We start from the raw sequence: 24017 nt of genomic DNA, 5'->3' as shown, positions 1-24017 counted from the left end.
ACGACGAACCAAAAAAGCAAAGGAAAGGCCCCATCATGAAAATCATCATCGCGCCGGATTCCTTCAAAGGCGCCCTGACCGCCCAGGAGGCGGCCGACGCCATCGAAACAGGCATACACAAGGCCCTGCCGGAAGCCGAATGCATCAAGGTACCCATGGCGGACGGCGGCGAAGGCACAGTCCGTTCCCTGGTCGACGCCACAGGCGGGCGCATGGTCACGGTCCCGGTGACCGGGCCGCTAGGGCAAGAAGTGGAGGCCGGATACGGCATCCTGGGGGACGGCAAAACGGCCGTGATCGAGATGGCCGCGGCCTCCGGCATCCAATTCGTTGACGAAAACACCAAGAACCCCTTGGTCACCACCACCTACGGCACCGGCCAGCTGTTGGAACACGCCTTGGACCACGGCGCCCATGAGGTCATCATCGGCCTGGGGGGTTCGGCCACCAACGACGGCGGAGCCGGAATGGCCCGGGCCCTGGGCGTGCGTTTCCTGGATGCGGATGGCAAGGAGCTGCCCTATGGCGGCGGTGCCTTGGGCAGATTGGCCACCATCGACGCGACCGGGCTGGATCCCCGTCTGGAATCCGCACGGATTCGCCTGGCCTCGGATGTGACCAACCCCCTTACCGGCCCCCAGGGCGCCTCAGCGGTCTTCGGCCCGCAGAAGGGGGCGGACGAGGCGATGGTCCGCACCCTCGATTCCTGCCTGGCCCATTATGCAGCTGTCATCCGCGAACAGTTGGGCCGTGACGTGGAAGACACCGCCGGTGCCGGCGCTGCCGGCGGTCTGGGTGCGGGTTTCCTGGCTTTCACCCACGCCGAGATGAAATCCGGCGTGCAGATCGTCGTTGAGACCACCGGACTCACATCGAAGTCGATGGGCGCCGACTACTGCTTCACCGGCGAGGGAGGCATCGACTTCCAGACCAAGTTCGGCAAGACGCCCATGGGCACTGCGCAGGCCGTCAAGGCCGCCTCCCCTTCCTGCAAGGTCGTCGCACTTGCCGGATCGGTCGGTGACGGCATCGACCAGCTGCGCGAGGTCGGCATCGACGCGGTCTTCGGCATCAGTCCGGGTGCGGTATCCCTCCAGGAGGCCATAGACCACACCGCGCCCAACCTGACGCGCGTAGCCGAGAACATCGCCCGCCTCATCTCCTGAGACGAGCCATCCCGGCGCAGTTCCGACCCGCGTATCCGCTTTCCCTGGTATACGGAGCAAGCAGACGGGCCGGATAGGCTCTGGCAGGGAAGACACCTCGACATGTTGCCGCCCGCTCATACGCAACGTATGGCGCTGACGTCGCCACCCGCAAGGGAACCGATGACAACGCTTTTCTACCGATCGCGGCCACCCCCGGCAAGGCCCGACCGGCAGCAACGAACTCACCGACTGGCGGAATCTCCGGCTGAGCAGTGGGGCAGGGAGCCTGCCCGGCCTTGGCCGATGACGGTCAGGGCGTCGTAGGCTTCGGAGAGGGTGGAAACACGCACGTCCCGCAGTCCGTCGGGGACGTGGCCCACGGCCTCGGCGCAGTTGCCGGCCGGGACCAGGAACCATCGGGCGCCATCGCGTTGCGCGCCCAGCATCTTCAGGTTGATGCCGCCTATCCGACCAACCTTGCCGTGCTTGTCCATGGTGCCGGTGCCGGCGATGACCTGGCCGCCGGTCTCATCCTGGGGGGTGAGCTTGTCGATGGCACCCAGAGTGTACATGAGCCCGGCCGAAGGCCCGCCGATGTCCTCCACATGCATGGCCAACCTGACTCCCGACACATCCGCCCCCCTTGAACGAAGGAAGGCCAGGGCCTGATTCCCGGCCGCATCCTGGGAGCCGGTCATGTCCTTCCTATTCGACCGCACGTAGTCCTGCCTGCTCTGGCCTGGCGGGAATACGACTTCCTGGGGCAGCACAGTGGCGTGTGGATCCAACCAGGCGACCAAGGTCTCCAGGCCGCTGGCAGGCGAACCAGGGATGCCGGACGCGTTCACGGTCGTCAGCAAGAGCTTCCCGCCACCAGTGGCCTGGTATGAGCGGCCACCGGTTACGTGGATGACTGGTTTGGAACCCGAGGAGCCCAGCACATCCTGGGTGGGGCCGGGGGTCTCCAGCACATATGGGCTGGGCGCGACCAGGACCAGAACAGTCAGAAAGACGACGATCAGCAGGGCCCAGGACCTGCGCGTCAGGCGCCGGGACCGGCCCAAGAACCCGCCCTTTGCCGCGCATCCGTCGGGAACCGAGGCCGAGGCGTGCGCTTCGTGTGCGCTTGGCGCGTACGGAGCGCCTCCGACATGCGAATCTGCCATAGCTCCCATATTATGGAACCAGACGACGAAACCGCCGCCCACGGCCTCCCCGCCGGATTCGACCACATACAGCGGCCACCTGGGGCCGGGACCCACCACCGATGCAGAGGACGGAAGCAGCATGGACGAAAACGAGATCCACCAGTGGATGATCGAATGCTTCGGTCCCGTCCAGGGTGAGATGGCCTGGCAGCAGTTCGCCCAGCTGCCAGAACAGGTGCGTTCGCAGATGGCGGCGCAGAACGGCGGCCGGCTCCCTGACCCGGGCGAGGTGCGTGCCATGATGCAGGCGTTCACGGCCGGCGGCCTGAACACACCCGGTGAGATGAAGCAGTCCGCCGAACAGGGACCGATCAACGTAAAACTTGCCAGGACCATTGCCCTTGGCCGGGTGCAGGGGGCCGAATCACAGGGCACGATCACCGCGGCGGATGGGCAGCGAGTGGCCCAGGCCATGAGCCAGGCGAATCTGTGGCTGGATGCGGTGTGCGACTTCGACCCGGCGCCCGGTCAGGCCCAGGCGCTGACCCGGGCCACCTGGGTCGAGGGCACGCTGGACTCATGGGCCCGGTTCGCCGCTCCCGTGGCCCGCTCCATGAACAATGCGCTGGTGCAGGTGCTGGGCGACCGCCTCGGCGACCTGCCCGAAGGCGGGGTAGCCGGCATGTTCGCCGGGCCGGTGCCTATCCCCATGCCCGACGGGCTCAAGGACCCCAAGACCCTGATCGGTCTGCTGGGCTCCACTTCCTTCGCCATACAACTGGGTCAGGCGGCCGGGCAGATGGCCGGCGAGGTCCACGGGTCCTTCGACCAGGGCATCGCCCTGCTGCCCAACCCTGCGGGTGGTCTGATTACACAGAACATCAAGGAGTATGCGACCTCTCTGGAGTTCGACGAAGAGGAGGTCATGGACTTCCTCGCCCTGCAGGAGGCGGCCCATGCCCGGCTGTACGCGGCCGTCCCCTGGCTCATGCCCCGTTTCGAGGCCCTCACCGGCAAGTACGCGCGAGGCGTGGACATCGACCTTGAGGCCATGCAGGACCAGATCGAGCAGGCGACCAGCCTGGACCCCGAATCGATGGCGGGTGCCATCAACCTGGGCAAGGTCGGCATGCAGGACACCCCCGAGCAGGAGGAGGCCATGCGAGGTGTGGAGACCCTGCTGGCGCTGGTTGACGGCTGGGTGGACTGCCTGGTCTGGCGTGCCGGCATGGCCCACATCCCCCATCTGGAACAGTTGCGCGAGATGCTGCGGCGGCAGCGGGCGGTGGGCGGTCCGGCCGAACAGACCTTCCAGACGCTGATCGGTCTGAATTTCCGACCGAAGCGCTTACGGGAGGCTGCCCAGGTATGGGAGGACATCACCTCGGCATCCGGTGCCGCGGCGCGTGAGGCCATGTGGGCCCACCCGGACCTCCTCCCGGCCCTCCCGGGTGATGGGGACCAGGATGCAGCCACCCCGCCCCGGACGGATACGGAAGGCGGGTCGCCTTCGGGGATCTCACCATCCACCGGCCCCGAAGCCAAGGGACGGACCGGTGGCGGCAGGAAGGACGGAATCGACTGGGACGCCGAGCTGGCCAAGTTGCTGGACTCCGGAGACGATTCCACCGACGGCACCGGCGAAGGGCCGCACACGGATCACGGCCCCGACACGGACGAAGACAGTGACGGAGACGGAAACGGGCACCAAGGTCCGGCCAAGGGCGAAGGTCCGGGGAGCCGCTGACAAACAGCATCCCCCTATATGATGTCAGCCCTGGAGGAAGCGCGAGGGGGAACGCAGGCCGCCGCCTGAAGCCTCCTTGCGCAGCGCGTATGAGACATGCAGGGTCCGCTCGGCGCGGGTGACCGCCACATACATGAGACGGCGCTCCTCCTCCAGCGCCTCCGTGTCCTGGGGGGAACCGAAAGGCAGCAGGCCCTCCGAGCAGCCGATCAAGAATACGTGGGCGAACTCCAGGCCCTTGGCCGCATGGATGGTGGAGACCGTAACCTCTCCCGGCCCCGTCCCCTGCAGGGTCTCCTTCAAGGTTTCATCGTCCAGCTGCCTCAGCTCGGCGACCGACGTGGAGCGCTGCCAACCGGATTCCGTGCGCACCCGGTAGTGGATGCCGGCACGTTTCAGGGCCGCGCATATCACCTTTTGCTGTGCATTGATACGGGTGAGAACCGCGCATTGGCCGGGAGTGTCTCCACGGGCCAGCAGCCGCTCCACCCGACGCACGACGCCCTCGGCTTCGTCCAGGTCGTCCTGGTACCTGGTCATGGCCACACGCGGCCCGGCCTCATTGGCGGCACGCAGACGCAGGTAATCGCCCCTCTCAGGTGAAGCGGCCAGCACCCGGTTGGCCAGACCGACCACCTGTGGGGTCGACCGGTAGTCCACCCCCAGCTCGACGTCAGCGGCCAAGGGGTCGAATTCATGGTCGAAGTCCAATAAGTAATAAGAGGAGGCCCCCGCGAAGGAGTAGATGGTCTGGGCCGGGTCGCCTACCACGCAGACCGAATTCCCCCCGCCCATCCACAACCTCATCAGCCGGTGCTGAAGGGGCGACACATCCTGGTATTCGTCCACGGTCAGCCAGCCAACGGACCGCCGGATGCGCTCGGCGGCCTCGTCGAACTCCTCCAATACATGGCAGCACATAAGCAGGATGTCGTTGAAATCCATGGAACCATGGTCGGTCTTATCCCTCTCGAAGGCCTCCATAACCTGACCCATGCGCTCGGGCTCAAGGCCGGCCGGCGGCTGGCGGTGGACCGCAGCGCAGACTCGGGCGTAATCTTCCGGCGCCACCAGGGACACCTTGCTCCAGCCCACTTCCTCCAACAGGTCACGCAGGAGGACCGGGTCGGGGTCGGCCTGGCCGGTCACGCGTTGATAGGCCTTCGCCATGAAGGGCCTCAGATCCTCGGCCAGCTGGGGGAAGTAGTCGTCGGTGATGTCGGGCCAGGCCCGGTTAAGCTGGTGGAGGGCGGCGGAATGGAAGGTGGCGGCCTTGACGCCTGAGGATACACCCAGAGCGCTGAGCCTGCGCCGCAGTTCGTCTGCGGCCTTGACCGAGAAAGTGACCGCCAGCGTCCGCTCGGGGTCCCAGGCCCCGCTCGCGCAGGCGTATGCGATACGGCGTGTGATCGCGCGGGTCTTGCCGGCCCCCGCGCCGGCGATGATCCGCACGGGGCCATCCACGGCCGTGGCCGCTTCCCGCTGCGCCCCATCCAGTCCTTCGAGGATCGTCCGCGCCTGTCTGTCTTCGCTCACACCACCATTGTGCCCCATCGGCTGCCCTCAATGGCGCTTTCGCCCCGGGATTGGCGGTGTCCTGTGGACATGTGGACGAACCGTGCAGCGGCTTGCGAACATGTGGGCGACGGCGTGCACGACCGAGATGCAGCGCTTGTATTAGGCTGGAGGCGTGACTGAACGAACGAAACTCACCCTAGTCGCCCTGGCCTCGGCGGTCATGCCGGACGCCTACTTCACTGGTGCCCGGGCATCGGATCAGGTGGGCCCCAGGGACGAGGCGGAGGGGATCGACTGCGCCATCGTACAGAATGCCTCCGGCCGCCTGTACGACATCTGGGCCACCAGCAGCGAACGGGGCAAGGCCCGTCTGGACAAGCGGGTCAAGGCGGCCGAAGCCCTGGAGGACGTGCGGGGGATGCGCGCCCTGGGATTCGGCGTGGAGCAGGTTGTGCGCTACCAGGACGGCTCTAACCCCAAGGGCCCGACCGGCGATGTGGCGGTCGCCATCATGGCCCATAGCCCGGGCCATACACGCAGCCTCAAACTCCTGACCGCCGACGAGTGCTCGGCTGTGGGAACGGCGATCGGCGCCGTCCATCGGATCGATCCGGCGGCATTGCGCGAACGCTTCTACCCGGCCTACAGCACCCGCCAGATCGCCGGACAGCTCAAGGCCTGGATCTCCAACCTGCGCAAAGCCGGACACGTGCCTCGCGAAATCACTGACTCCTGGTCTCGCATCGTACGCACCGAAGGCCTGTGGTCCTTCGAAACATGCATGGTCCACGGCGGATACACCGACGGCGACTTCCTGTTCACCGACTCCGGCCTGTCCGCCATCCATAACTGGCAGGGCATGCAGGTCAACGACCCGGCCAGGGATCTGGCCTGGATCTTCGCCAAGCTTGACCAGGCCGGCCGCGATGCAGTGGTCGCCTCATATGGACGCATGCGAGGGTCTCACCTGGACGACCTGATCATGCTGCGGGCCAACCTGTGGCTGCAGATGGAACAGGTAGGCGACTTCATACTCGCCCTTGATCGGGCCGACAACGAGCGCATCATCCGCTTCAAGGCCCAGGTGGAGCACCTGGCCCAGCAGCTGGCGGACAGTCTGCCCAAGACCTACGCTCCCGCCATTCCCGGAGGCACGGGCACAGGGAACGCAAGTGCCGAAGACGACGCCCCCTCCACCGTCACGGTCGGCACCCTTCTGGACGCGGACCGACGCGTGGAAGCCGACGAATCCGCAGGCATTTCCAAACCCTCCGCACCGGCATCGCCGGCCCGCCCCACCCAGGAGGAGACCGACGCCACCGTCATCCGCCCCGCCTACAAGCGGGTCAAGGACGCGGACCTGGCCGGCATCCAGGGAGCCGGGGCTCCCACCGGAAGACACGCCGCCGTACGGCCGCCCACACTGCCGGACATGACGGGCAGCCACTTGCATCTGCAAGCCGGTTCCGGCGAACCCGGCGCAACGGCCGCCAGCGGCGTCGACGGAGAGGCAAGGACCGGCCGGCACAGCGCACAAGCCCGTAAATCCGCCGAGGCGGAACCATCGCCGACTTCCACCCGCACCGAAGCGATCGACCTGGCGCGAATGAAGGAACTTGCCCTCGCCCAGGCCGAGCGCTCCCGCCAGCGTCACCACGACAATGGGGGGCCGTTCGGGCAGGAAACGGCCGACGACGCAGAGCGTGAGCCGCCCGGCCTGACGGACGACGGCCGCGGGGCCGACCAGGAAGCCGAGACCATCGTGATTGAACGCAGCCGGGCGACCGATTCTGCGCACACCCGCACGAGCGCATTGGCAGGCAGCGGTACAGACGTCCGGTCGGATCGGCCCGGAGAAGAGTCCGCCCCCGATTCCCACGCCGACCCCATCGGCGGGGACGCTGCGGACGCTAACAGCGGAACCGGCACCGCCGGCGAATAATGGAAGCACCCGGACCTGCACGCACACCTGCGGCGGTCCAAACAATAGGGAGAGACAAGATGGACATCGAATTCGGTATCAGGAACGTGGCTCGGCCCGTATCATTCTCCACCGATGCTTCAGCGGATGAGACCGCGGCCAAGATTCAAGCCGCGCTGAAGGAGGGTGGTTCGATCGACCTGGTGGATGGCAAGGGCCGGCGCATCATCGTTCCTTCCGATGCCCTGGGCTACGCGATCGTCGGATCGGACACCGCCCGCCCGGTCGGTTTCGGATCCCTCTGAGACCGCGGCACAGGCCCTGGCCTTGTGCCGGCAGCCCCGGTCCGCAGATCCCGCCAGCGGATATGACCACTGGTACGGACATGCGGCCGTCATCGCCCATTCCATGCCTTTTCAGGCGAGCGCGGAACGGGCGATGATCGTTTCCACGGTCGCCAGCGGTGTCGTATACTCACCCAGCCGGTTGGGCTTGCCAGCGCCATGCCAGTCCGATCCACCGGTGACCAACAGACCGAGCCGACCGGCCAATCCCGACAGGTGGACGCGCTGCCGGGGCGGGTTGTCCCGATGCCAGACCTCCAGGCCGTCCAGGCCCAGCTCGGCCAGCCGCTCGATCCGGGCATCGGAAAGCAGGGCCTTATTGCGTTTGACCGCTGCGGGGTGGGCCACCACGGTCACTCCCCCGGCCGCCTTGACCGCCACCACCGCCTGGGCCGTCGTGGGCGAAGGTGTGGGGATGTAGTAGGGGCTCCTGGTCGAGCAGACCCCCTCAAAGGCTTCGGACCTGGTCCGGTAGACACCGGCCGCCACGAGGGCGTCAGCTATATGTGGACGGCCCACAGTCGTGCGCCCGCCCTCCTTGACCTGTGCCAGCACACTCCCCCAGTCAATCGGATAGTCCCGACCGATGGCATCCACCATCGTGCGAGCCCGCTCCAGGCGCGCCTGCCTGGTCTGCGTAAAGAGCCGGGCCAAGGCATGGTCGCCCGGGTCGTAGCCATAGCCGAGCAGGTGGACTGATACACCCTGGTCGTCCGTGGTGATCTCCGTGCCCGGCAGTACGGGAAAATCAGCCGACCGTGCGGCCTGCCCGGCCTCCGGCCAGCCCTGGGCGGTGTCATGGTCGGTGATGGCGACACCGCCCAGGCCAAGCCGAAGGGCGCTGTCCACCAACCCCTGCGGGTCGACGGTGCCGTCCGAGAACACTGTATGGCAGTGCAGGTCCCAACCGCCCGAACCCTTCCCCCCCAGGCTTTCCTGACCGGCTTCCGGCAGGCGCGTAAGGCTGTATTCGCTCAGCGTATGGGTCATAACTTCATCGTAAGCTGCTTTGCACGACCTGTCATCCCGGCGACACCAGACCCGGCTGCGGGCCGGCGCACCGGCGGTGAGAAGTAAGGAGCCCAGGATGAACGCAGAAATCCGCATGCAGGAGCCGGATCCCGTCGGCCTGCGGCATGGCCCCTTGTGGACATACACCATCGCCCTGCTGGCTTCGGCGGCCGCCCTGGTCGTCTCCTTCGCCCTGTCAGCCGAAACCTTGCAACTGGCACGGCACCCCGGCTCCAAGCTGGCCTGCGATGTGAACTCCAGGCTCTCATGCTCGAGCGTGGCCCTCTCCTGGCAGTCCGAACTTGTTCGATTCGGCGACCTGAGCCTGCCCAACGCCTTTCTGGGGATAGCAGCCGAATCGGTCTTCGTCACCCTGTCCGTACTAGGGCTGGCCCGCGTGAGACTGCCTGCCTGGCTGTCCAGGTGCACCTGGTTGGGCTCTTTGGCCGCCCTGGCTTATTCCTACTGGCTGCTGAGCCAGTCCCTGTTCGTCATCCGCGCCCTATGCCCTTGGTGTCTTGGCCTGATGGCAGCCACGACCATCCAGTTCATGGCCTTCACCCATGCCACGGTCACGGTTCAGGGCCTCCCACGGCCCGAAGGCCGCTGGTCGGCTCTATCCGCCTTCCTGCGCCGCTCCTACCGTCTGGGCTTCGACCTGATGGTGGACGTGGTCTGGCTTGTCGTCCTGACCGTCGTGATCCTGGCCATGGACGGTTCCGCCTTTCTCTGAGCGCGGAGGGGTCGGCCGGTCGGCGACCACGGCCAGGAGTAGGCTCTTGGGCGGAAACGGTTTCGACACTGTGAGGCAGGGGATCGGCATGGCTGGCGCGGCGCCTATCGGTATCTTCGATTCGGGGCTCGGGGGGCTGTCGGTCACCGCCGCCGTCCACCGGCTCCTGCCCGCCGAGAATCTGCTCTTCTACGGCGATTCGGCTTATGCGCCCTACGGCATCAAGAGCCCGGAACAGGTGCGCGAGCGCTGTTTCACGATCACCGATGCCCTTGTCGCGCGGGGAGCGAAAGCCATCGTCGTCGCTTGCAACACGGCCACCTCGGTGTGCGTGGGTGACCTGCGTGCGCGCTATCCAATACCGATCGTCGGAATGGAACCGGCGCTCAAACCTGCCTGCGACCGTGACGCAGGCAGGCCCCAACGGGTCATCGTTGCGGCCACTCCCCTGACGCTCAAGGAAACCAAGTTCGCCAGGCTCCTAGCCCGATTCCAGGCCGACCACACCATCTGGTCCCAGCCCTGCCCAGACCTGGTCACGATCCTCGAATCAGGCCACCTGGACGACCGCGACCTGGTGCGAGAAGCCCTGGATCGTTACCTGGGCCCCTACGATCTGTCCCAGGTGGATTCGATCGTCCTGGGATGCACCCACTTCGTCTTCTACAGGGATTACTTCCGGGAATACTGCCCGCCGACCGTGGCCGTCATCGATGGCAACGAAGGGACCGCCCGGCAGCTGCGGAAGCTTCTTGCAGGTCGGGGCGAGCTCGGTGGAGGAGACCCCGGCTCCGTCTCAATCGGCAATTCCGATCCCTCACCCGAATTGGCGGCCTACTCCCGGCAGCTCCTGGAACGCTTGTCCTGAGCACACGGATAAGGTGATGCTCAACGACTATGCCCCGGTCGGCAACGGCCGGGGGTGGGTACGGAAAGGGGTCCGATATGGACGGGCATCGCACGGCGGTCATTGATGTGGGCGGCGGCTTCAGGGGTGTGTACGCGGCCGGGGTCCTGGACAGGGTCATGGATCTTTCAATCGCCTTCGACCACTGCTATGGGGTCTCGGCCGGATCGGCCAATCTCTCATCCTACCTGGCCGGCCAGCCCGGGCGCACCTACCGTTTTTACTCGGTCTACTCGGCCCGCAAGGAGTACGCCTCCCCCTCCAACTACGTCAAGGGCCACAACTTCGCCGACCTGGACTACGTGTATGGCACCCTGTCCAACAGCGATGGGGAGTATCCGCTGGATTTCCCGGCCATGGAGGCCAATCCCGCCGCCTTCACGGTGGTGGCCATGGACGCCCGGACCGGACATGCCCGCTATTTCGACAAGTCCGACATCCACCAGGACGATTACGCCGTCATGAAGGCCTCCTCCTCGGTCCCGGTGGCCAACCAGCCCTATGTGATCGACGGGGTCCCCTACTATGACGGCGGCATGGCCGACCCCATCCCAGTGCGCAAGGCCCTCCAGGACGGCGCGGACAAGGTGGTGATCGTCCTGACCCGCCAGCGGGACTTCCACCGCTCGCCCAAGCCCGACGCCCTGCCGGCCCGTATCCTTGCACGCACCTACCCCAAGGCGGCGGAGAGCCTCAGGAACAGGTACCGCACCTACAATGAACAGCTGGACCTGGCCCATACCCTGGAATCCGAGGGAAAGGTCCTGATTGTGGCTCCAGACGAGCTGTGCGGGCTGAACACCCTGAACCGCAACCAGGAAGGCCTGGAACGCATGTACCGCAAGGGCTATGCCGACGGAGCCGCCATCCAGGCCTTCCTCCGGGGCTGAACCGTCCCCCGCGATCACCACGGCCGCATATACGAGGGCCCGGTCCACCCCCTATTGGCAGGCCGGGCTCCGCAGGCTCCAAGCCCACGGCTTCCGCGTCTTTCCCGTTCGGTCTTACTCGGTGCGCAGGGCGGTCGCCGGATCCTGCTTGGCCGCCTTCTTGGCCGGTATGAAGCCGCCCAGCAGGGTCAGCAGCACGCTCAGGAGGACCAGGATGACACCGGCCTTGGGCGGCAGGAAGGCATTCACTTCCGTCGTGCCCATCATCCGGTGGATCAGCGCGTTGCCCGGTATCAGCAGGAGGAGGGTGATGCCGACACCGAGCAGGCCGGAGAGGAGTCCGATGATGCCGGTTTCGGCGTCGAACACCTGGGAGACGTTGCGCTTGGAGGCGCCCATGGCGCGCAGGATGCCGATCTCCTTCGTCCGCTCCAGCACCGATATGTAGGTGATGATGCCGATCATGATGGAGGAGACGATCAGGGAGACCGAGACGAAGGCGATCAACACACCGGAGATGACGTTGATGATGGTGGTGACCGAGCTCATGATCAGTCCCACATAATCGGTGTAGGTGATTTTGTCCGCTTTTTTCGCCTTGTCATTGTAATGGTTGATCGAGTCGGTTATCGCCTGCTTGGCTTCGAAGGAATCCGCGTAAATCTTGATCGATGAGGGCGCGTCCCGGCTGATCAGGCCGAAGGAGATCATATTGTCCTTGTAGGAGCCCACCTGAGGGCGCACGTACTGCTCATAGATCGCGACAAGCTGGTCCTGGGGCGCCGTGGCCATGTAGCGATCGAAGGAGGCGGCCGCGGCGGCCTGCCCGCCTGCCCCGGCGATCGCAGCAGGACCGTCAGCACGGCCTGGGGACTGCCCCATGCCACGCGGCTGCGGCAGGGGGCCCGCCGGACCTGCGGACGACCCCTGCTGGGCTTGCTGCCCCTGACCGGAGGCCATCACTGCCGAACCCATGGCCGCCTTGGAGGCCTCATCCAGGCCGGATACGTAAGCCTTGGCCTGGGCGGCCTTGGCTGCGTCATCATTGGCGGCGAAAGCCAGCCCATTCAGTACCGAGTGGTCGCGGTCCGCCTGTTGGTCGGCAACCACCTGGCTCTTGGCGGCATGGTCGATCAGGTAGTCCGTCAACTGGCGGGGGTAACCCACACCGGCCGGCAGAGGGGTGGCGGATGCCTTCTGCACTGGTTTGACCACCCCCACGATCTTGAGTTTCATGGCGTTGTCCGCCAGCTTTGAGACTTCGCCGGCATCGTCGCCCACATACCGGTACCGCCCGTCCGCGCCTTTGACATACTCGTCGGAGGCGGGCACCAGGTCCAGTATCTGCTTCATCGCTTGCCCATAGTCCAGTTTGCCGGTGTCGGCATGCACCTTCTGCCCGTTGTTGAGCTTGGCCATCATGTCGTTGTAATCTCCGGCCGGTTTGAGTCCCAGCTCGTACAAGGTCGCCAATGGTATGCGGTCGTTGGCGTCCAGCACCAGCACGACCTGGTCCTTTTCCTTGGGCCATGATCCCTTGAGCACCCGGTAGTTGTCCTGGATCACCCTCCCGATCGGTGCGCGGGCCCGGTCCTGCCCGGGCATGATCTCGGTGAATGAGCCAGGCGAGGACTTGGCTTGGCTCTTGCCCGTCAGAGCCGCCATCTGCATGGACTGCATCTGTGAGGGATCGGATGCGTTCGGATCCATGCCGGCCATCTGCGCCGCGACCCCGTTGGTCCTCCCACCGATGGTGACCCCGGAGGCCGAGACGAGGGTGCCCTTCGGGTCGCGGTCGTATACCGAGAACCTGGCATCATAGCCGTACTGCACGCCCATCCGTCCGATGTGGGGACGGATCTCGCTCTTGGGGTCGTCCAGGTACTTCTTGAAGGCCGACAGGTTGTTGATGGAGATGGAGGAAGTAAGGGCGGAGGCGGAGGTGATAGCCGAGTCATCAGGGTATATGGCCTTGCCCCCCTTGGAGCCCGCCCTCTGCGACTTGGCTGATTCCTGGGAGGAGCCAACGATCTTGTTGAGGTCGAATGACTGCTCCTGGATGGCGATCGGGTAGGCGGTCATCGTATCTTCCTGGACTTTGTCGATATATGCGTTGACACCGGTGGAGACAGCCAGGATCAGGGCTATGCCGATGATGCCGATGGATCCCGCAAAGGAGGTGAGCAGGGTGCGGGCCTTCTTGGTCCTCAGGTTGTTGAAGGACAGGGCCATCGAAGTGCCCAGCCCCATCGAGGCCTTCCCCAGCCTGCGATGACGCGCCCGCCTGAGCCCCGACCCCTCCAGGGCCAATGGGTCCGAATCGGAGACGATGGACCCGTCATGCAGTTCCACGATACGGGTGGCATAGCGGTGGGCCAGCTCCGGATTGTGGGTGACCATGACCACCAGCCGGTCCCTGGCCACTTCCTTGAGCAAGTCCATGATCTGGACCGAAGTCTCCGAGTCCAAGGCGCCGGTGGGCTCGTCGGCCAGTACGATCGACGGATTGTTGACCAGGGCGCGCGCGATGGCCACCCGCTGCATCTGCCCGCCCGACAGCTGGTTGGGCCGCTTGTTCAGATGCTCGCCCAGTCCCACCTGCTCCAGGGCCTGTACCGCCCGCCCCCGTCGCTGGGCGCGGGGCATGCCGGAGATGGTCAGGGCCAGCTCCACGTTCGAGAGCACACTCTGGTGAGGTATCAGGTTGTACGACTGGAAGACGAAACCGACCGTATGGTTGCGGTAGGCATCCCAATCGCGGTCCTTGTACTGGCGTGTGGAAGTGCCATTGATCACCAGATCGCCGGAATCGTAGCGGTCCAGCCCGCCGATGACGTTGAGCAGGGTGGTCTTGCCCGAACCGGAAGGTCCCAGGATCGCGACGAATTCGTTGTCGCGCAGGTTCACACTCACATCGTCCAGGGCCTGCTGGCTGAAACCGCCGGTCTGATAACGCTTGGAAATACGGTGGATTTGCAGCATGGCCTCACCCCTAGGTTACGACCGATCGACGGGCGGTCGATCTCACACAGCCATTGTCCCACATCCCCCCGGCAATAGACGTCTTCGGCGAACCCCGCAGCGGTCACGGGCGCCCCCCCCCCTCAGGGAACGCCGGGCTCGCTACTCCTGTGCCCCCTGCGGACGGACGGCCGCGGCCTCGGCCGCCGCATCGTCCAGGTCGGAGGACTGCGCGGTCATCATGGCCTGCGTCATCTGCGAATACAGGTCGCCGTAGCCGCCGGGGGTGGACGCCGGCAGCACCACGGTCTTTGCGTTCCCGGACTCGGCCAGCGACCGCATCACGTCCAGGTATTGGTTGAAGAGCACCACATTGTTGACCGAGTCGATGTCCATGCCGACGGCCCGCAGGCTCTTGATCTGGTCGACGATGCCGTTGGCAATCTCACGCCGGTAATTGGCCTGACCCTCCCCCTGCAGGCGGGTCTTCTCCGCGTCTGCCGTGGCTTGGGTCTCGATCTCGATCCGGTGGGCCTCAGCGCGTTCGCGTGTGGCCTCCTTCTCCCGCTGGGCGGCGTTGATGGAGTCCATGGCCTGCTTGACCTGCGCGGAGGGGTCGATGGCGGTGACCAGGGTCTTGATGACGGAGAAGCCGAAACGCTGCATCTCCTGGCCCACGGTGCGCTGCACGTCGGAGGCTATGTCGTCCTTGCGGGCGAAGGCGTCGTCAAGGGTCAGCGAGGGAATGGCGGAACGCAGGGCGTCCTCCATATATGAACGCAACTGTCCGGCCGGGTCCTGCAGCTCGTAGTAGGCGGTGGCCACGTTCGGCGGATCCACCCGGTACTGGGTGGAGACGACGACGGTGACGAACACATTGTCGCGAGTCTTGGTCTCCAACTTGACATTGAGCTGGTTGACACGCAGGTTGGTCCTGGTGGCCACCCGGTCAACGAAAGGGACCTTGACATGCAGTCCGGCCAAGGCCACCCGGTGGAACTTGCCGAAACGCTCGATGATATAAGCCTGCTGCTGCGGTACCACGAACACCCCGGAGACAAGCACCAGCACCAGCAGCACGACGAGCACCACCAGGAATGACAATGTGTCCATGATTTTCCCCTTCTGATCAGGCTCCATACGCCAGACAAGCCTAACAGGCACCGCCCCCGCCCATCCCGCGCCCATCTTCGCACAGAGCGCAGCCCAGTTGCCAGGTCAGGGCGGCCGGGCACAATCAGGGGTATCGAGCAAGTATGGGCGGACCGCCACGGTCGACGGGCCCCGCGCGGAAAGGCAGGCAATCATGGTGGCAATCAACGGCAACGAGGTCTTCGGCCTGGTCCTGGGTGGCAACACCTTCGGCTGGACCTCCGATGAAGCCGACTCGAGGCGGGTGCTGGACGCATACACGGAAGCCGGCGGCAACCTGATTGACACGGCGGACGTGTACTCGGCCTGGGCTCCGGGCCACTCGGGAGGCGAATCCGAGATCGTATTGGGCCGCTGGCTGGCGGTGTCCGGCAGGCGCGACCGGGTGATGGTGGCCAGCAAGGTCAGCCAACACCCCCAATACCCAGGACTGTCCGCCACGAACGTGGAAGCCGCCGCCGACGAATCCCTGCTGCGGCTCGGCGTCGATGCCATCGACCTCTACTACGCCCACTTCGACGACATGAAGACCCCGCTGGAAGAGACGGCCGCAGCCTTCGACAAGCTGGTCAGGGAGGGCAAGATCCGTGCGATCGGCCTGTCCAACTACACGCCCGAACGCGTCCGCGAATGGTTCCGTATAGCCAAGGAGAACAATCTGACCGCGCCTGTGGCCCTGGAACCCCAATACAACCTGGTGCACCGCAAGGATTACGAGTCCGGCCTCATGCAGGTCGCACAGGATGAGCAGCTGGCCGTATTCCCATACTTCTCACTGGCTTCCGGTTTCCTGACCGGCAAGTACCGCACCCAGGAGGACCTGAGGGGCAAGAAGCGCGAAGGCATGGTGAAGGACTACTTCACGCCCGCCGGCCTGGATGTGGTCGCCGAGCTCGACCGTGTGGCCAAGGACCATAACGTTCAGCCAGCCACCGTGGCCTTGGCCTGGCTCAAGGCCCGTCCGCAGGTGGCGGCTCCGATCGCCTCCGCCCGCATCCCCGACCAGCTTCCCGCCCTGCTGGCGGCCGCCAGGCTGGACCTGACCGCTCAGGACATGAAGGCTCTGGACCAGATCAGCGCTAAGGTTGGTGCGTAAGCGCTGGGCGGTTGGTAAGCAGTGACGCTTGACCAGGCCGCCGCTGGCGGCCGGAAAGGATATACGATGAAATACGATTTCACGTCGATCATGGACAGGCACGGCAAGGATGCGATCGCAGTGGACGGGCTGGGCGATGGCTTCGCACCAAAACGACCGAAGGAGGGGTTCGACGTCATACCCATGTGGGTGGCGGACATGAACTTCCCGACGGTGCCCACCATACCCGAGGCAATCGTCGAACGTGCGAAGCACCCCGCATACGGATACTTCGATCCCAGTGACGAGTATTTCGACTCGATCATCGACTGGCAGCGTACCCGCAACGGCGTCGAAGGCCTCAAGAGGGAGGACATCGGCTACGAGAACGGCGTCCTGGGCGGTGTGGTCTCCGCCCTCAAAGCCTTCGCGGCCCCTGGCGATGCGGTGTTGATCCACTCCCCCACCTACATCGGCTTCACCGGCGCCTGCGACGAGAACGGCTTCCGGATAGTGCACTCCCCGCTCGTAAAGGATGCTGATGGGGTATGGCGCATGGACTACGCGGACATGGATGCCAAAATCAAGGAGCACAACATCCACGTGGCCATCTTCTGTAACCCCCACAACCCCTGCGGACGGGTATGGGAGCCGGAGGAGATCAAGCAGGCCATGGAGGTGTACAAGGCAAACGACTGCGTGGTCGTCTCCGATGAAATCTGGTCGGATATCATGCTCGCCGGCAACAAACACACCCCCACCCAGTCGGTGTCCGACGACGCACGCACCCGCACGGTGGCCATGTACGCACCCTCCAAGACCTTCAATCTGGCCGGTCTGGTGGGCTCCTACCACATCATCTACAGCAAATACCTACGCGACCGTGTCACGGCCGTCAGCTCCAAGACCGATTACAACGACATGAACGTGCTTTCCATGCACGCCCTCATCGGCGCCTACAAGCCGGAGGGCCACCAGTGGGTGGACGAGCTGTGCGAGACCCTGACCGGCAATGTGGACTATGCCTGCGACTACATCAGCGATCATTTCGACGGGGTCGAAGTGTCCAAGCCCGAGGGCACCTACATGCTCTTCCTGGACTGCACGAAGTGGTGCGAGAACCACCATACCAGCCTGGACGAGCTGGAGGACCGCCTGTGGGACGTCGGCGTGGCCGTCCAGGACGGTCGCATGTTCAAACATCCCTGCGCCATCCGCATGAACCTGGCCCTGCCTCTGAGCCGGGTCAAGGAGGCCTTCGGACGCATGGACAGGTACGCCTTCAACGCCTGAAGCCGAATGGCCGCACCACTCCCTCCGCCCCCGCCCGACCGGACGGGGGCGGAGTCATGCCTGGTACCATCCACCCTCACCTGCCCTTGCTGCATGCGCGCGCCCCCGTTCCTGTCCGGGGACGGCGGATCAATCCTTGGACAGACTGACCTCGGCTTCCCCGGAAGTCGGACTGGACTCGATGCTGATGCCGGTGGCCAGTGTTTCGGCGGCGATCAGGGCCTGGAACTGGCTGGCCTTGGGGGCTTCGGCCTCTGGGAGGGTCAGGGTCAGGTTGATCCGGTCGGCGATGTCCAGACCAGCCGCCTTGCGTTCGTCCTGGACCAGGCGGATCAGGTCGCGGGCGTATCCCTCGGCCTCCAGGTCAGGCGTGAGCTGGGTGTCGAGGATGACGAACCCACCGGTGGGCAGGGCGCAGGAGGCCGTGGCATCGGCTCCTGCCGCCTCGTCTCGCTCCACCTGGTTGGTCAGCTGGTACTCGGCGGGCTCCAGAGCCACATCACCCGACGGTGTGCGCACCACGACCGCGCCGTCCTCCATCCGCCATTCGCCCGCCTTGGAGGCCTTGATGACGAACTGGACCTGCCTGCCCAGACGGGGACCGGCCGCTCGGGCGTTGACCTTGAGCTCCTGGCGTACGCGTAGGCCCTGCGCTTCGGCCTGCGCCAGGGTGGCGAAGTCCACTGCTTTGACATTCAGCTCGGACTTGAGGATGCCTTCGTAGGGTCGCAGGGCATCCGGCTCCTCCACAATGACCGAGAGCCTGGAGAGAGGCTGGCGTACGCGGATCCGCTCGGACTTGCGCAGGGAGAGCACAGAGGAGACGACCTCACGCACCTTTTCCATCGCGGACAGCAGCTCGGGATCGGATTTGAGAACCAGCCCCAGCTCGGTGACCTCACCTGAAGCCTCATCGGCCAGGAAGGGCCAGTCGGCCAGGTGGACCGATTCCCCACCGGTCAGACCCCGCCAGATCTCCTCGGCCTCCATGGGTGCCAGGGGGGCGATGACACGGGCGAACACCTCCAGGACCGTGTAGAGGGTATCGAAGGCCTGATGGTCCTCGGACCAGAAACGGTCGCGGTTGTTGCGGATATACCAGTTCGTCAGCAGGTCGACGAATTCGGAGGCGTGGGCGCAGGCGTCCGCGATGGCGAAGTCGTTCAGGCAGTCCTCCACGCCTGTCACCAGACGGCGGGCGGCGGCCAGCAGGTACCGGTCCATGGCCGGCAGCGCATCCACGTCCTCCGGCAGCAGGCGGTGGGCGTCATACCCAGTCCCACCGTTGGCCGCGTTGGCGTAGAGCGTGTAGAAGTAGTAGGAGCTCCAGACGGGCAGCATGACCTGGCGGACCGTGTCGCGGATGCCCTTGGCGGTCACGATCAGGTTGCCGCCGCGCAATATGGGCGAGCTCATCAGGAACCAGCGCATGGCATCGGAGCCATAGTCCCTGAAGACACCATTGACATCCGGATAGTTGCGCAGGTGCTTGCTCATCTTCTGCCCGTCGTCGCCAAGCACGATGCCATGGCAGATGACGTTCCTGAAGGCTGGCTTGTCGAACAGGGCGGCGGCCATCACATGCAGCACATAGAACCAGCCACGGGTCTGGCCGATGTATTCCACCACATAATCGGCCGGGAAGTGCTGCTCGAAATACTCCTTGTTTTCGAAGGGGTAGTGGAACTGTGCGAAGGGCATGGAGCCCGACTCGAACCAGCAGTCCATCACGTCGGTGATGCGGTGCATGGTCGACCTGCCGGTCGGGTCGTCCGGATTGGGCCGGGTGAGCCGGTCGATGTAGGGACGGTGCAGGTTGACTTCGCCCTTGCCATCCCTCGGGTAGTCGCCGAAGTCCCGCTTCAGCTCATCCAGGGAGCCGTACACATCCACACGCGGGTGGGCCGGATCGTCCGATGCCCACACCGGGATTGGCGAACCCCAGAATCGGTTGCGGGAGATGGACCAGTCGCGGGCGTTGGCCAGCCATTTGCCGAACTGCCCGTCCTTGACGTTCTCCGGAATCCAGTTGATGAGCTGGTTGTTGGCCAGCAGCCGGTCCTTGATCTTGGTGACGGACACGAACCAGGAGGAGACCGGCTTGTAGATCAGGGGGGTGCCGCAGCGCCAGCAGTGCGGGTATGAGTGCACATAGGACTTCTCCTGGAAGAGCAAGGCCCGATGCTCGTCCGGCACGGTCGCCAGAGGTCCGTCGCCTGCGCGCAGGTTGCGCAGGATGGGCCTGTTGGCGTCGAACACATACTCCCCCTGATAGTCGGGGCAGGCTGCGGTGAAGCGGCAGCCTTCGTCGAGTACATCCGTGGACCTGATCCCGTGGGCGTTGAGGGTGTTCATATCATCCTCGCCGTAGGGTGCCTGATGCACCAGCCCTGTACCCTCCGAGGTGTCCACGTAGTCGGCCGTGAAGATCCGATAGGCGTTCGGTCCGGGCATGCCGCCCTCAGCCGTCGCCTCATCGCCGGCGAAGTAGGGGAAGACCGGCCAGTATCGCCAACCGACCATGTCCGAACCCTTGAGTTCGCGCACGATCTCGTAGTCCTCCCCCAGCTCCTTGCCGTAGTGCCCCAGCAGGTCGCGCCCCAGGTAGAACTTCTTGCCTGCGAACCTGCCTTGGACGGGCCTGACCTCCACGTAGCCGATGTCCGCACCCACCACAATGGCGAAATTGGTGGGCACGGTCCAGGGCGTGGTGGTCCAGAAGACGGCATAGGCGTCCTCCTCGTCACGCAACTTGACGGCCACGGATACCGTGGTGTCCTGCCGGTCCTGGTACACGTCCGCATCCATGCGCAGCTCGTGTGCGGACAGCGGCGTACGGTCCTTGGGGCAGTATGGCAGCACCCGGTAGCCCTGGTAGGCCAGTCCCTTGTCGTAGAGCTGCCTGAAGGCCCACATGACCGACTCCATGTAGGGGATGTCGAGCGTCTTGTAGCCGTGGTCGAAGTCCACCCAGCGCGCCTGGCGGTGCACGTAGTCCTTCCACTCCTGCGTGTACTTGAGCACTGAGGAGCGGCAGGCGTCGTTGAACCGCTCGATGCCCATCCGCTCGATCTGATCCACCGATTCGATGCCGAGTTCCTTCTGGGCCTCCAGCTCGGCGGGCAGCCCGTGGGTGTCCCAGCCGAAGACGCGCTTGACCTTGCGCCCCTTCATGGTCTGGTAGCGGGGGATGACATCCTTGGCATAGCCGGTCAGCAGATGGCCGTAATGGGGCAGGCCGTTGGCGAAGGGGGGACCGTCGAAGAATACGAACTCATTGTCGCTGTGGTCGCCTGAAGGCCGGCGGTCCACGGACTTGCTGAAGGTGCCGTCAGCATCCCAGTAGTCCAGAACGCCTTCTTCCATATCCGGGAAGGATGGACTGGGCGTGACCCTGGCGGTCAGGCCGCCCTCGCTGGCCTTGGGATAGACCGCCCCGGCCTGCTGGCTCTGGTTCTTGGCTTCATTGGTGGTTTCGTTCACCGCACACGCTCCTCAGCCTGGGTTCCTGCCTTGCCGAGGACGGAGGGGCTGCTGCCAGCCGCCTGCGCGGTACCACCTCGCTTGCCGCCCCCCGGACCTGCCCGGCGGAGCGACCGCTTGATTTTGATTCCAGGGCTGTGCGGACCCCACCCGTCGGTTCTACTGAATCTCCGGGCTGACCCGGCGATCGTTCTTCCGAAAGCTCCCCGCTGATGGACGGATCATTGCTTGTGTGCGGTTCATACTAACACGCACGGCGGCCAAAAGCCCACTCGATTCCGGCAGGCGTAACGACCGCCGACAGCACGGGTCCGAAGGCCCTCAGGCCTGCGCACCGAAGTAGGCCCTCACCTGCTCCAGGCTGCCGTATGAGGCTTGGGCCCCACGACCCGTCGCGGCATATGCGGAGACGCAGGCGGCCATACGGGCGCTGTCCAGCAGGGATGATCCGGTCGCCAGCCCCGCCAGGACCGCCCCCATGAAGGAATCGCCGCAACCGGTGGTGTCCACGGCCTTGACCGGCACCGCCTCCACATGTTCGGCGGAGCCTTCCTCCAGGACCATGGAACCGGCCGATCCCAAGGTCACGATCACGGATCGGAAGCCCACCGTCTTGAGACGGGATGCGATCTCCACCCAGTCCAGGCGCTGCCACCAACCGTCCCCGGACAGGACCGGCGTCTCGTCACCCTCCTGCTTGATCAGCTGCCACATCTCGTGCTCATTGACCAGCAGAAGATCCACATTCTCGATTAGCTCGGCGGGCAGCTGGCCTTGGAAGGGCGAGTCGTTCAGGACGACGGTCAGACCGGCCTGGTGGGCGATCATCGCCGCGCGGGTGACCGCTTCCATCGGGCTCTCCAGGCACAGGCCCAACACCGACCCGGCGGTCAGTTGGTCCTTGACGGATTCGACATAGTCCAGGTCGGCATGTTCGTTGGCGCCCGCGGACAGCACGATCGTATTCTCACCGCACTCATCCACCGTGATGACCGTGGCACCGGAGGGGCCATCCCAGCGGGCAACCCCGCTCATGTCCACACCGGCCCCGATGAGCTGCGCCTGCAGGAAATCGCCGTTTGCGTCGGTGCCGAGCTTGCCGAGCATCCGCACGCCGGCGCCCAGATGGGCCACTGCCGCCGCCTGGTTGGAGGATTTGCCTCCGGGCAGAATGGTCAACGGACCGCCCATCACGGTCTCGCCTCCGGCCGGCAGACGCTTGGTCGTCACCGTGTAGTCGGCGTTCATCGAGCCGAAAATGACGACCGAACCACCGCTGAAGTCTTTGGTCTGGAGCAGTTCCTGGCCTCGCATTGTCCTTGCACCGCTTTCGTGTTCGTACCGTTTCGTGGCTGCCGCCACCTCCACCTTAAGCCCTGTCCATGTCGGTGGGAGTCCGCTGCTGGACCGGCCCGCCATAGGGACGCGCGCCACGCTGGAACGCGCCTCCGTCGCATAAACGGCTTATGGGCATTTTCATGATATAACGTTTTACCGCCCTCGTCAGCATACACGATGCAGGCAGAGTCCACGCCGGGCGTAAACCGTTGCCACCTTCCGCCGGCCAACGGCCGCCCGCCTCAACGAGCCGGCCCCACGGACCCCCTTGCCAGGAACGTGGTGGGTATCGAAACCGGTTCCCCTCCCTGGGCCAGCCCCGATTCGATCCGGTCCAAAAGCATCTGGACGCCCCGGCGGCCCATCAGATCAGCCTGTTGGGATATGACCGAGACCTGTGGCGTGAGCAGCTGGAAGGCGTCGATGTCGTCGAAGGACACCAGTGAAAGGTCAGCGCCTATCTCCAATCCGCGCCCCCGAAGGAGGCTGATCAAGGTTATCGCGTCTGGCGAGTAGGCGAATATAATCGCGCTGGCGCCGAATTCCAGCACAGCATCCAGGGCTCGGCGCCGCGAGTCCGCGCTGTCGTCGCAGACGAAGACCGCGCTGTCGCGCTCACCGACGTAGCCAGGCGCCAGTTCCCGGAAAGCCCTGGTGCGTTCGTCGACCGAGAAGGAGCCCAGTGAGGGGTGAGCGAGGTAGGCGACTTTGCGGTGGCCGTACCGGTGCAGCAGTTCGAGCGCATCACGCAGGCCCGGATATGGGTCGGAGACCACGTATGGCACATCATCCATGCCAAGCACCCTGCGGTCCACGAACACCAGTGGAAGCCCCCGTTGGACCAAGGTCTCGATTCCGGTGGAATCCCCGCCATGGGGCACGGCGATCACCCCGTCTATCCGCTGCCCCAGGATGCGCTCGATGAAAGCATCCTGGCGGACAGCGGATTCAGCGGAAGTGCCGATCAGCGCGCCGACCCCCCGCTCGTAGAGCATGGCCTCCATCGACGAAACGAGATCGGCGAAGTAGGGATTGCGCAGATCGGGCACCAACAGGCCCAGCATGCCGGTACGGTCGGTACGCATGGCCTGGGCGCGCGAATCAGGGATGTAGCCGAGCTCCTGGACGGCCTGGTGCACGGCCTGCTTGGTCCGTTGGGAGAAACGGCCTTTGTCGTGCAGGATCTGCGATACGGCCGCTGTCGAGACCTTGGCCCGACGCGCCACATCGCGGATGGTCACATATGCCATGTTGCTGAGGCCTTCCCTGCTCACCGCCGACGGCCCCGTCGGCGCGGACTCATACTGCCCTATCAGGGTAACCCGACCCCGCCCCGTCGCATTTCGTG

General features: G+C 65.1%; 17 protein-coding genes. 9 read left to right on the top strand and 8 right to left on the bottom strand.

Going from position 1 to position 24017, the window contains the following annotated elements; all coding sequences use genetic code 11:
• The first annotated feature begins 35 nt into the window (after window positions 1–35).
• Window positions 36–1166 (top strand): glycerate kinase, encoded by a 1131-nt coding sequence (locus tag CRD59_RS05830; protein WP_113853744.1) that lies wholly within the window; start codon window positions 36–38, stop codon window positions 1164–1166.
• A gap of 224 nt (window positions 1167–1390) precedes the next feature.
• Here CRD59_RS05830 and CRD59_RS05825 read toward each other — a convergent pair whose 3' ends face one another.
• The gene (locus CRD59_RS05825; protein WP_407923122.1) at window positions 1391–2323 is read right to left on the bottom strand and encodes a S16 family serine protease; all 933 of its coding nucleotides are present in this window, start codon (window positions 2321–2323) and stop codon (window positions 1391–1393) included.
• Between the two features lie 112 nt (window positions 2324–2435).
• Here CRD59_RS05825 and CRD59_RS05820 point away from each other — a divergent pair, with 112 nt between their 5' ends.
• A complete protein-coding gene (locus CRD59_RS05820) occupies window positions 2436–4043 on the top strand; it encodes a zinc-dependent metalloprotease (RefSeq protein WP_113853743.1) in 1608 nt (535 codons plus the stop codon).
• Window positions 4044–4067: 24 nt separating this feature from the next.
• On the opposite strand, the gene CRD59_RS05815 is transcribed toward CRD59_RS05820, so the two are convergent.
• A complete protein-coding gene (locus CRD59_RS05815; protein WP_113853742.1) occupies window positions 4068–5597 on the bottom strand; it encodes an ATP-dependent helicase in 1530 nt (509 codons plus the stop codon).
• Window positions 5598–5733: 136 nt separating this feature from the next.
• On the opposite strand from CRD59_RS05815, the gene CRD59_RS05810 reads away from it, so the two are divergent.
• Together CRD59_RS05810 and CRD59_RS05805 are read left to right on the top strand one after the other, a co-directional pair.
• Complete coding sequence (locus CRD59_RS05810) at window positions 5734–7503, top strand: phosphotransferase (protein ID WP_236632761.1); 1770 nt, start codon at window positions 5734–5736, stop codon at window positions 7501–7503.
• A gap of 59 nt (window positions 7504–7562) precedes the next feature.
• Complete coding sequence (locus CRD59_RS05805; protein WP_113853741.1) at window positions 7563–7787, top strand: DUF3107 domain-containing protein; 225 nt, start codon at window positions 7563–7565, stop codon at window positions 7785–7787.
• Window positions 7788–7898: 111 nt separating this feature from the next.
• Here CRD59_RS05805 and CRD59_RS05800 read toward each other — a convergent pair whose 3' ends face one another.
• A complete protein-coding gene (locus CRD59_RS05800; protein ID WP_113853740.1) occupies window positions 7899–8816 on the bottom strand; it encodes a PHP domain-containing protein in 918 nt (305 codons plus the stop codon).
• 97 nt (window positions 8817–8913) lie between these two features.
• Here CRD59_RS05800 and CRD59_RS05795 point away from each other — a divergent pair, with 97 nt between their 5' ends.
• From CRD59_RS05795 to CRD59_RS05785, 3 genes are all read left to right on the top strand, one after another.
• Window positions 8914–9570 (top strand): vitamin K epoxide reductase family protein, encoded by a 657-nt coding sequence (locus CRD59_RS05795; RefSeq protein WP_113853739.1) that lies wholly within the window; start codon window positions 8914–8916, stop codon window positions 9568–9570.
• Window positions 9571–9658: 88 nt separating this feature from the next.
• Window positions 9659–10438 carry a glutamate racemase gene (gene murI, locus CRD59_RS05790; protein ID WP_113853760.1) on the top strand — a complete coding sequence of 260 codons (780 nt, stop codon included), beginning with the start codon at window positions 9659–9661 and terminating at the stop codon, window positions 10436–10438.
• A 77-nt stretch (window positions 10439–10515) separates the two neighbouring features.
• A complete protein-coding gene (locus tag CRD59_RS05785) occupies window positions 10516–11367 on the top strand; it encodes a patatin-like phospholipase family protein (protein WP_201736564.1) in 852 nt (283 codons plus the stop codon).
• 114 nt (window positions 11368–11481) lie between these two features.
• On the opposite strand, the gene CRD59_RS05780 is transcribed toward CRD59_RS05785, so the two are convergent.
• Complete coding sequence (locus CRD59_RS05780; protein ID WP_113853737.1) at window positions 11482–14349, bottom strand: ABC transporter ATP-binding protein/permease; 2868 nt, start codon at window positions 14347–14349, stop codon at window positions 11482–11484.
• Between the two features lie 141 nt (window positions 14350–14490).
• Window positions 14491–15441 (bottom strand): SPFH domain-containing protein, encoded by a 951-nt coding sequence (locus CRD59_RS05775; RefSeq protein ID WP_113853736.1) that lies wholly within the window; start codon window positions 15439–15441, stop codon window positions 14491–14493.
• A gap of 193 nt (window positions 15442–15634) precedes the next feature.
• On the opposite strand from CRD59_RS05775, the gene CRD59_RS05770 reads away from it, so the two are divergent.
• Together CRD59_RS05770 and CRD59_RS05765 are read left to right on the top strand one after the other, a co-directional pair.
• Complete coding sequence (locus CRD59_RS05770; RefSeq protein WP_113853735.1) at window positions 15635–16576, top strand: aldo/keto reductase; 942 nt, start codon at window positions 15635–15637, stop codon at window positions 16574–16576.
• 66 nt (window positions 16577–16642) lie between these two features.
• A complete protein-coding gene (locus CRD59_RS05765) occupies window positions 16643–17848 on the top strand; it encodes a MalY/PatB family protein (RefSeq protein ID WP_113853734.1) in 1206 nt (401 codons plus the stop codon).
• A 129-nt stretch (window positions 17849–17977) separates the two neighbouring features.
• On the opposite strand, the gene ileS is transcribed toward CRD59_RS05765, so the two are convergent.
• The 3 genes from ileS to CRD59_RS05750 form a co-directional block, all read right to left on the bottom strand.
• On the bottom strand, window positions 17978–21331 hold the full coding sequence (ileS, locus tag CRD59_RS05760; RefSeq protein ID WP_236632760.1) for an isoleucine--tRNA ligase: 3354 nt from the start codon (window positions 21329–21331) through the stop codon (window positions 17978–17980).
• 321 nt (window positions 21332–21652) lie between these two features.
• Window positions 21653–22645, bottom strand: a complete 993-nt coding sequence (locus tag CRD59_RS05755; protein ID WP_113853733.1) for a ribokinase — start codon at window positions 22643–22645, stop codon at window positions 21653–21655.
• Between the two features lie 266 nt (window positions 22646–22911).
• Entirely contained in the window at window positions 22912–23919 is a 1008-nt protein-coding gene (locus CRD59_RS05750) for a LacI family DNA-binding transcriptional regulator (protein ID WP_113853758.1), read from the bottom strand.
• Window positions 23920–24017: the final 98 nt, after the last annotated feature.

The sequence above is a fragment of the Bifidobacterium xylocopae genome, from assembly GCF_003315615.1.
Taxonomy (GTDB): domain Bacteria; phylum Actinomycetota; class Actinomycetes; order Actinomycetales; family Bifidobacteriaceae; genus Bombiscardovia; species Bombiscardovia xylocopae.
Note: the sequence above shows the minus strand (reverse complement) of the source record. Positions and strands in the feature narration are given on the sequence as shown.